Origin of the sequence: Lutibacter sp. (genome assembly GCF_030692605.1) — a bacterium.
Classification (GTDB): Bacteria; Bacteroidota; Bacteroidia; order Flavobacteriales; family Flavobacteriaceae; genus Lutibacter.
Map to the genome: position 1 here is coordinate 19,667 of NZ_JAUYUD010000038.1, position 8,949 is coordinate 28,615.

Below are 8,949 nucleotides of genomic sequence, written 5' to 3' on the forward strand. Positions count from 1 at the left end.
ATAATAAAAAATTCCGCACGCAGGCGGAATCTCTTTTTTATCTTAAATCAATATTAAATTGAGTTAATAATTTAAATTGTAATAGTCGTTCCTGAATTTCAACTTGAGTTAAATTTTCCATACGTTCTGTTCCAAATTTTTCAACACAAAATGAAGCTAAATTAGAACCTGCTACAATAGCAGTTTTTAAATTTTCAAAAGAAATATCATCTGTTTTAGCAATATGTCCTATAAATCCACCTGCAAAAGTATCTCCAGCTCCTGTGGGATCAAAAACTTCTTCTAAAGGCAACGCCGGAGCAAAAAACACATCACCATTATTAAATAATAGCGCTCCGTGTTCACCTTTTTTGATAACCACATATTTTGGACCCATTAAATGTATTTTTTGAGCAGCTCTTACCAAAGAATATTCTCCTGATAATTGACGAGCTTCTTCATCATTAATAGTTATAACATCAATTTTAGCAATTACCTCCAATAATTCTGGTAATGTATTGTCCATCCAAAAATTCATGGTATCTAATACTACTAATTTAGGCCTGATTGGAATTTGTTTAATCACTGCCATTTGAACTGCTGGATGTAAATTTCCTAACATCAAATAATCCGTATCCAAATAATTTTTGGGTACTACTGGATTAAAATTAGCTAGTACATTTAAATCTGTAATTAATGTGTCTCGGGTATTTAAGTCGTTATGATATTTACCTTTCCAAAAAAATGTTTTCCCATCTTCAATAATTTCAATTCCGTCTGTATTAATATTTCTATCATTTAATTTTTTCAAATATTCTTTCGGAAAATCACCACCAACCACAGAAACAATACCACAATCTACTCCAAATTGCGACGCAGAAAGTGAAATATAAGTAGCTGCCCCACCTAAAATTATATCGGTTTTCCCAAACGGAGTTTCAATAGCATCAAAGGCCACAGTACCTACAATTAATAATTTACTCATTTTATTTTTTTAGTTTACTGCAATGCAGGAATGTATTTCTTTATATTTATCTTATTTTTGCACTTTCTAATAATTTGCAATTTAAGATTGTGCAAAAATAAGTTTAAAAAATGACTATCAAAGAAATACAAGAAGAAATTATAGACGAGTTTTCCATGTTTGAAGATTGGATGCAGCGCTATGAATACATTATAGAGTTAGGAAAATCGTTGCCACTAATTGATGAAAAGAATAAATTAGATGAAAATTTAATCTCTGGTTGCCAGTCTAAAGTTTGGCTCTTTTCTGAAATAAAGAATGACACCCTTTCCTTTACAGCAGATAGCGATGCCATTTTAACCAAAGGTATTGTTGCGCTATTATTGCGTGTTTTTAACAATCAAACTCCAGCAACTATTTTAGAAACCGACTTATTTTTTGTCAATGAAATTGGCTTAAAAGAACATTTATCACCTACCAGAGCAAACGGTCTAGTTTCTATGATCAAACAAATAAAATTATACGCTTTAGCTTTTCAATCCAAAATTGGTTAATAATTGTATATTTGTACTTATTTAGAATGATTATAAAGAATGTTATCCAATGAATAGTGAGCGTGTTGAAAAAATGGGGGATTTAATAGTTGCTAAACTGAAAACTATTTACGATCCTGAAATCCCAGTTGATATATTTGAATTAGGACTTATTTACGATGTGTTTGTGAGTGAAAATAATGATGTTAAAATTTTAATGACATTAACTTCACCTAACTGCCCAGTAGCAGAAACATTACCTGTTGAGATTGAAGAAAAAGTGAATACGTTGGAAGATGTAAAAACAACCACCGTAGAAATTACTTTTGATCCAATGTGGACTCAAGACATGATGAGTGACGAAGCAAAATTAGAACTTGGTTTTTTATAAATGGTTGATGAAATAATAAATAGAGTTGCCAATAGTAAATTAATTACTTTTGATTTAGAAGATTATTACCCTTCTAATCCTAGAACTATAATTGATATAAAAGTATGGCTCTTTCACGAATTAATTTTGAAAGAGGTCGATTTTAGAGCTTCTTTAAAAAATCACGATTGGACCCAATACCAAAACCATTTTGTTGCCCTCACCTGTACAGCAGATGCCATTATCCCTTCTTGGGCATATCTGTTAATTACAACTTATTTAACGCAATTTTCTAAAAAAATAGTGGTTGGCACTTTAAACGATTTAGAGAATGCGGTATTTTTTGATATTATAAACAATCTTGATACTTCCAGTTTTATAGACAAACCAATTATTATTAAAGGATGCAGTAACAAGCCTATTCCTGAAACAGCTTACGTACACTTAGTTGAAAAATTGAAACCTGTTGCAAGTTCAATTATGTTTGGCGAAGCGTGTTCTTCAGTTCCATTGTATAAAAAAAGCAACTAAATTTTTGTTTTTACATTTAAAAAACAATCTGTTTTATACTTTTACACGTAGCTAATTAAAAACAATTTATATGAAAAAAATAATTTTATTCGCATCAATTATGTTTTGTTGCTTCACCATTTTTTCGTAAGAAACCAAACAAGAACCTAAACAAGGTTGGGCAAAAAAAGGAACCATTTCATTATTATTTAATCAATCAGCATTTTCAGATTGGGTTGCTGGAGGTGAAAATAATATAGCCGCCAATGTTGGCTTGAATTATGATTTTAATTATGCAAAAGGAAATTTAAACTGGGATAATAAATTATTGGCATCTTACGGTTTAACAAAAAGCAAAAATAATGAATTTGAAAAGAAAACAGACGACCGTTTTGAATTTAACTCTACAGTTGGAATTAAAGCTAGTGGGTACTGGTTTTATTCAGGTTTTTTAAACTTTAAAACCCAATTTACAAAAGGCTATGTTTATGAAAAAGATCTTAATGGGAAAGAAATTAGAACAGAATATACCAATTTTATGTCACCTGCAAATCTTTCATTTGGGCCAGGTATGCTTTGGAAAAAAAGCGATGATTTGAAATTTAATTTGGCTCCAGCAACGGCAAAAATAGTATTTGTTGACAAAAATTCAACCTTACCAAACGATGCTTATTTTGGTGTTGAACAAGGTAAAAGTGCTCGTTTTGAATTAGGTTTTAATGCTTCTGGTTATTCAAAAATTACGTTAATGCAAAATGTAACTATGGAAAATAGTGTAAATTTATATGCAAATTATCTAGAAGATCCACAAAATATAGATGTAGATTATACAATGAATTTAGTTATGACAGTAAACAAATACCTCTCTGCAAACCTTAGTTTTCAAACCATTTACGACGATAATGCTTTTAAAGGATTTCAGGTTAGGCAAGTGTTTGGAGCAGGAATTAACTATTCTTTTATAACCAACTAAAAATCATTATTTTAAATTCAATTACAATCTTATATTTTACTATTTTTACACGATTTTAAATCTATAATTAAAAATACTTAAATGACATTACTTTTAACATACGCTATAGTATCTATCTTCTTTTCATTTTTGTGTTCTATTCTCGAAGCTGTTTTATTAAGCTCAACGCCTACTTTTATAAGCGTAAAAAAACAAGAAGGAAAAGCCTATGCTAAAATCTTAGAAAATTTAAAAAAGGATGTTGATAAACCACTAATAGCAATTTTAACACTTAATACTATTGCACATACTGTTGGGGCAATTATGGTTGGATTTCAGGCAGATAAATTGGATTTCAAAATTAATTTTTTAGGGTTTAATACCGTTGGAATTGTTTCTGCGCTTATGACTTTTTTAATTTTAGTTACCTCAGAAATTATACCAAAAACCATTGGAGCTATTTATTGGAGACAATTGGCAAATTTTAGTGCAAAAGCGCTTGTAATTTTAATTTTTCCTTTAAAATATACTGGAATTTTATGGTTGTTACAGCTAACTACTAAACTTATTGGCGGGTCTCATACGCACGGCTCTATTTTAAGCAGAGAAGATTTTCATACAATGACAAATATTGCTCATCAAGAAGGTGTTTTTGAAGCCCATGAAAGTACCATTATTAAAAATTTACTCACTTTTAAAAAAGTTCATGCCAAAGATGTTATGACTCCAAGAACAGTTATGATTTCTGCTTCAGATGAAAAATCTATACAAGATTTTTATGATGAACATCCTAAACTTCATTTTTCAAGAATTCCTATTTTTAATGGAAGCACAGATAATGTTGTTGGTTATATTTTAAAAGATGTTGTAATGGAAGAAATTATAAAAGGGAATGGTAACCAACCTCTAAAAAATATTGTTCGTAATATATTAATTACACACAGAAATTTACCAATACCCAATTTATTTGAAACTTTTGTGACTCAACGAGAGCATATAGCATTAGTGGTAGACGAATTTGGGTCGGTTAGCGGAATAGTTACCATGGAAGATGTTATTGAAACTCTCTTAGGACTTGAAATTATGGATGAAAGTGATAATGATGCCGATCTGCAACTTTTGGCAAGAAAAAGTTGGGAAACCAGAGCCAAAAAATTTGGATTGTTAATTGATAAATCACAGCCTTAAAAAGAACCTTTTTCGATAAATTCATCATGTAAAAAATAATTTACTGAAAAAGAGAAATATGAAACTCTTTTAAACTTCTTCAAAACCTCCCCTTAAATTCGCCCACATTTTCTTTGTTTAAGGCAAAAACGAACAATTTATAATGACAATACTTATGAAGGGTTTCAATTAAAGGAGTTGGTTGGAATTGGTATTAATTATGAGTTTTAATTCCTCCTGCATAATTTACTAAAGGAATAGTATCCAACAAACTTAAAATATCTGAATTTTACAATTATGAACTATTCTCTAATAAAATAAACTTGAACTATTTTATCATTCTCAATTTTGAAAATGGCGAAAACATTCGCTTCAATACCTGAACTTCTTCCTGTTATATGCTCTTTATCAATAACTGTGTTTCCAATTTGTAGTCGATTTGTAACCGCTGCTTTTTGATTAGGATTTAATTTCCACGCATTAATATACCTCTTACTCATTTCTTCTTTTCCTTTATAAACCAACTCATTTGGAAAATTATATACTTCTACATCATCGGCATACCAACTTAAAAACTCTATAATATTTTGATTATTGTAAGCATCTAATTGCCCTTGCGCTATAGTTGTTGGTTCCATTTTTTGTGCTGTTATTTTAGAATTAAACAGAAGAGCTACAACAAATGTAAAAAATACAAGCCAAATTAATTTCATATTAATTATAGATTTATTGCGTTAAACTAATTTCTATTCTTTCACGTCTTCAAACTCTTCATATAAAAAATCGTTATAAGGAAAACGGGTAATATGAATTTTTTTAATTTCTTCAAATACCTTTTCTTTAAAATCTTCCATGTTTTCTTTTTCAATGGCAGAAATAAATAAACAATGATGATCTAATTTATTAATCCATGTTTTTTTCCAATCTTCTAAGGTATAATGTTCTTTCGATTTTTCGGTAATCAAATCATCATCATCAATAGTTTGATGTTGATAGATATCAATTTTATTAAAAACCATGATAGTTGGTTTATTGGCACTTTTTATCTCTTCTAAAATTTTATTTACAGAAGCAATATGATCTTCAAAACTAGGGTGTGAAATATCTACAACATGCAATAATAAATCGGCCTCACGAACCTCGTCTAACGTAGATTTAAACGATTCTACTAATTGGGTTGGTAATTTTCTTATAAACCCAACGGTATCAGTTAATAAAAAAGGAATGTTTTTAATTACCACTTTTCGAACAGTAGTATCTAAAGTTGCAAATAATTTATTTTCAGCAAAAACATCACTTTTACTCACCACATTCATTAATGTAGATTTCCCAACATTTGTATAGCCCACCAATGCAACACGCACCATATTTCCACGGTTTTTTCGTTGCACAGCCATTTGTTTATCAATTGTTTTTAATTTTTCTTTTAGTAAAACAATTTTATCACGGATTATTCGTCTATCGGTTTCTATTTCTGTTTCTCCAGGACCACGCAACCCAATTCCCCCTTTTTGACGCTCTAAATGTGTCCAAAGACGAGTTAAACGAGGTAATAAATATTGACATTGCGCCAATTCTACTTGTGTGCGAGCGTAACTTGTTTGAGCACGAGAAGCAAAAATATCGAGTATTAAATTAGTTCTATCTAGCACTTTGCAGTTCAATACCTTTTCTATATTACGCAATTGACCTGAAGAAAGTTCATCGTCAAAAATGGCTGTTTGAATATTGTTTGCATCTATATATGCCTTAACCTCCTCTAATTTTCCTTTACCAATAAAAGTTTTAGGATTTGGACTTTCCATTTTTTGAACAAAACGTTTTACCGCTACTCCACCAGCAGTTAACGTTAAAAATTCTAATTCATCTAAATATTCATTAGATTTTTCTTCGTTTTGGTTTTGAGTAACAACACCTATTAAAACGGCCTCTTCTGAGGTAACTTTTATTTGATCAATCATGTTGCAAAAATACAAATAAGTTTATTCGTATTCTAAAAAACGAAATCTTTAATTAGGAAGTGTAAAATAAAAAGTTGACCCAACACCTTCAGATGATGTAAACCATATTTCTCCATGTAACAATTTCACTAAACCTTTACAGATACTTAGACCAATTCCATTACCTTGCTTATAATCATTTTCGCCAGCATGTGAAAACCGTTCAAAAATTAAGTGATGCTTATCTTTTGGAATACCGCAACCGGTATCTTTTACATAGAACTCTATAAATGGAAGATTATCTATGTTTTTAGATTCATAACCAATTTCAACTGAGCCTTTATCGGTAAATTTAATAGCGTTAATTAGTAGGTTATTTACAATTTGGGTAAAACGATCTTTGTCGGTTTTTATACTAATTGTGTCTTTATTATTAAATTTTAACGTAACGTTTTTATTCAATAATAACTGATTTGTTTTTTTCTGAATTTCAACAATATCCTTTAATGTATTGGTAATATCAATTTCTTTTAAATCAATTTTTAATTGGTTCGATTCTATTTTAGAAATATCAATAATATCATTAATAATATTCATCAAACGGGTTCCAGATTTACGAATGATATCTACAAATTTAAGTCGTTTTTCAACTCCTATATCTGGGTCTTGTAAAAATTCTGAAAAGCCCATAATGGCATTCATTGGGGTTCTAATTTCATGACTCATATTTGCCAAAAAAGCAGACTTTAAGCGGTCGCTTTCTAACGCTTTTTCTTTTGAGATGGCTAATAATTTATAGGCCTTATTTTTACTTTTTCGTTGAATGTTAAGTAATATAAATAGCAGAAGCAATATAACTGTAGCTACAACAAGTATGTTGTTCAATGATTTTTGACTTTTGATTTTTAAGTTGTTGAGTTCTTCTTTTTTCTCTAGTAAACTAATTTCTTTTACTTGGTTTTCAAGCTCATACAAAACCTCTAATTTTGTTAATTGTTCAACTATTTTTATATTAGAAATACTGTCGGAATATTTCCTAAATATTTTTTGGTTTTCATATGCTTTTTTATAATCTCCTAATTTTGCATAAGCTTTACTTAAAAAATCATAATTATGGTATTCTTTGTATTTCCAAGAAACAAGTTTTGAACTTTCTAAACTTTTATTGGCATATAAAATGGTTTTCTTATAGTCTTTTAATTCTAAATATGTTTCGGCAATATTTACATAATTTATAGGGTCTAAAGTTTTATATTCAAATTGTTCTGTTAATTTAAGTGATTTATTAAAATACTCCAATGCCATTTCATAATCTCCTTTAACTAAATAGCAATCACCAATATTTGTATAGTTAATTGCAATCCCTTCAACGTCATTTAGTTCTTCTGCTAGCTTAATTGATTTATGATAGTACATTACGCCATCATCCAATCTCCCCTGGTCAGCAATAACATTTCCAATATTAATATAAGTTACTATAAGCCCTTTTTTATCATTTAACTCCTCGTAATTTTCAAGAGCTTTTCTGTAATAGCTATGCGCTTTTGTATAGTTATTCTGATCATAATTTATAGTTCCAAATCTCGTATTTACATCAGCCATACCACTCTTATCATTTATTTTTTCATAAATTTCAAAAGCTTTAAAATAATATTCAAAAGATTTGCCATATGAATTTATGTATGCAAAACTATCACCAATATAATAATAACCATTTGCAACTCCTTGTTCATCTTTAATTGACTCATAAATACTTATCGCCTTTAAAAAATACTCTAAAGATTCTTTAAATGATTGTTTATAATTTAAATATGTGCCAATACGCAATAAACTATTTGCTTCACTTTTTTTATAATTTGTTTTTTTTGATAAAATTAAGGCTTGTTTGTAATAAAAATAGGCAGTATCTGGATGGGTTGGGAAATAAGTGTCTCCCTTATCAATTAGCAATTGAATTTTTAAAGTGTCAGTTTTTGAGGCACTTAGCTTAATTAATTTTTTATCTTTATATCCTTGACTAAATAATATATTGAAAAAAATAAGCATACTAATAAAACAAAAATATTGTTTTAATTGGGGTCTAGTATAATTCATAAAATTAAATATTTAGAATTAATTAGGAATGCTTTTTGCCAAAATAGAAAAAATAAAACATTTTTTTGATGATAATTATCACCCCTAAAACAATACTTATACTTTCATTCTTTAAAAAAGAAGTTAAATTTAATAACCTTCACACAATAACTTTTTTTAGAACTTATATTGGAAAATGGTATCAAGGTGGTTTTAGCGATTACTTTCCGGTGTATCTTTATTTAAAAAACAACCCATAAACAACTATTAGAACCCAAAATAAAAATTACATTTGAAGTGTTTAAATACAAACTCAATAAAAATAACGCGTTGGGTGCAATTAATTTTTAACGATGATTTTTCGTCACTTCGAGTGATTTTCGATAGAAAATTGTATCGAGAACAGAAAAATGATAGTTAAAAACGGTTCTCGATACATTTTTTGTTTCGTTTTACTGCAC

At 29.0% G+C, this 8,949-nt stretch carries 9 protein-coding genes; 5 read left to right on the forward strand and 4 right to left on the reverse strand.

The window, feature by feature from the left end; genetic code table 11:
- Window positions 1–37 precede the first annotated feature (37 nt).
- On the reverse strand, window positions 38–964 hold the full coding sequence (locus Q8S45_RS03455; RefSeq protein WP_305601268.1) for a PfkB family carbohydrate kinase: 927 nt from the start codon (window positions 962–964) through the stop codon (window positions 38–40).
- 110 nt (window positions 965–1,074) lie between these two features.
- Here Q8S45_RS03455 and Q8S45_RS03460 point away from each other — a divergent pair, with 110 nt between their 5' ends.
- The 5 genes from Q8S45_RS03460 (at window position 1,075) to Q8S45_RS03480 (ending at window position 4,496) form a co-directional block, all read left to right on the forward strand.
- Window positions 1,075–1,497 carry a SufE family protein gene (locus tag Q8S45_RS03460; protein WP_305601270.1) on the forward strand — a complete coding sequence of 141 codons (423 nt, stop codon included), beginning with the start codon at window positions 1,075–1,077 and terminating at the stop codon, window positions 1,495–1,497.
- A 49-nt stretch (window positions 1,498–1,546) separates the two neighbouring features.
- A complete protein-coding gene (locus Q8S45_RS03465; protein ID WP_305601272.1) occupies window positions 1,547–1,867 on the forward strand; it encodes an iron-sulfur cluster assembly protein in 321 nt (106 codons plus the stop codon).
- Window positions 1,868–2,377, forward strand: coding sequence for a DUF2480 family protein (locus Q8S45_RS03470; protein ID WP_305601274.1), 510 nt, complete (start codon window positions 1,868–1,870; stop codon window positions 2,375–2,377).
- Between the two features lie 175 nt (window positions 2,378–2,552).
- Complete coding sequence (locus tag Q8S45_RS03475; protein ID WP_305601284.1) at window positions 2,553–3,329, forward strand: DUF3078 domain-containing protein; 777 nt, start codon at window positions 2,553–2,555, stop codon at window positions 3,327–3,329.
- Window positions 3,330–3,410: 81 nt separating this feature from the next.
- Window positions 3,411–4,496, forward strand: coding sequence for a CNNM domain-containing protein (locus Q8S45_RS03480; RefSeq protein WP_305601276.1), 1,086 nt, complete (start codon window positions 3,411–3,413; stop codon window positions 4,494–4,496).
- Window positions 4,497–4,777: 281 nt separating this feature from the next.
- On the opposite strand, the gene Q8S45_RS03485 is transcribed toward Q8S45_RS03480, so the two are convergent.
- From Q8S45_RS03485 to Q8S45_RS03495, 3 genes are read right to left on the reverse strand one after another with little or no spacing between them, the layout of a single operon-like run.
- Window positions 4,778–5,188, reverse strand: a complete 411-nt coding sequence (locus tag Q8S45_RS03485; RefSeq protein WP_305601278.1) for a nuclear transport factor 2 family protein — start codon at window positions 5,186–5,188, stop codon at window positions 4,778–4,780.
- 33 nt (window positions 5,189–5,221) lie between these two features.
- Window positions 5,222–6,436 (reverse strand): GTPase HflX, encoded by a 1,215-nt coding sequence (hflX, locus tag Q8S45_RS03490; protein WP_305601280.1) that lies wholly within the window; start codon window positions 6,434–6,436, stop codon window positions 5,222–5,224.
- A gap of 48 nt (window positions 6,437–6,484) precedes the next feature.
- Complete coding sequence (locus Q8S45_RS03495; protein WP_305601282.1) at window positions 6,485–8,509, reverse strand: tetratricopeptide repeat-containing sensor histidine kinase; 2,025 nt, start codon at window positions 8,507–8,509, stop codon at window positions 6,485–6,487.
- Window positions 8,510–8,949: the final 440 nt, after the last annotated feature.

What these genes read in the sequence shown, in the direction of transcription:
- Q8S45_RS03470 (WP_305601274.1), top strand. Translation starts at nt 1,868, where the DNA reads ATGGTTGATGAAATAATAAATAGAGTTGCCAATAGTAAATTAATTACT.
- Q8S45_RS03485 (WP_305601278.1), bottom strand. Translation starts at nt 5,188, where the DNA reads ATGAAATTAATTTGGCTTGTATTTTTTACATTTGTTGTAGCTCTTCTG.
- Q8S45_RS03465 (WP_305601272.1), top strand. Translation starts at nt 1,547, where the DNA reads ATGAATAGTGAGCGTGTTGAAAAAATGGGGGATTTAATAGTTGCTAAA.
- hflX (WP_305601280.1), bottom strand. Translation starts at nt 6,436, where the DNA reads ATGATTGATCAAATAAAAGTTACCTCAGAAGAGGCCGTTTTAATAGGT.
- Q8S45_RS03480 (WP_305601276.1), top strand. Translation starts at nt 3,411, where the DNA reads ATGACATTACTTTTAACATACGCTATAGTATCTATCTTCTTTTCATTT.
- Q8S45_RS03455 (WP_305601268.1), bottom strand. Translation starts at nt 964, where the DNA reads ATGAGTAAATTATTAATTGTAGGTACTGTGGCCTTTGATGCTATTGAA.
- Q8S45_RS03460 (WP_305601270.1), top strand. Translation starts at nt 1,075, where the DNA reads ATGACTATCAAAGAAATACAAGAAGAAATTATAGACGAGTTTTCCATG.
- Q8S45_RS03495 (WP_305601282.1), bottom strand. Translation starts at nt 8,509, where the DNA reads ATGAATTATACTAGACCCCAATTAAAACAATATTTTTGTTTTATTAGT.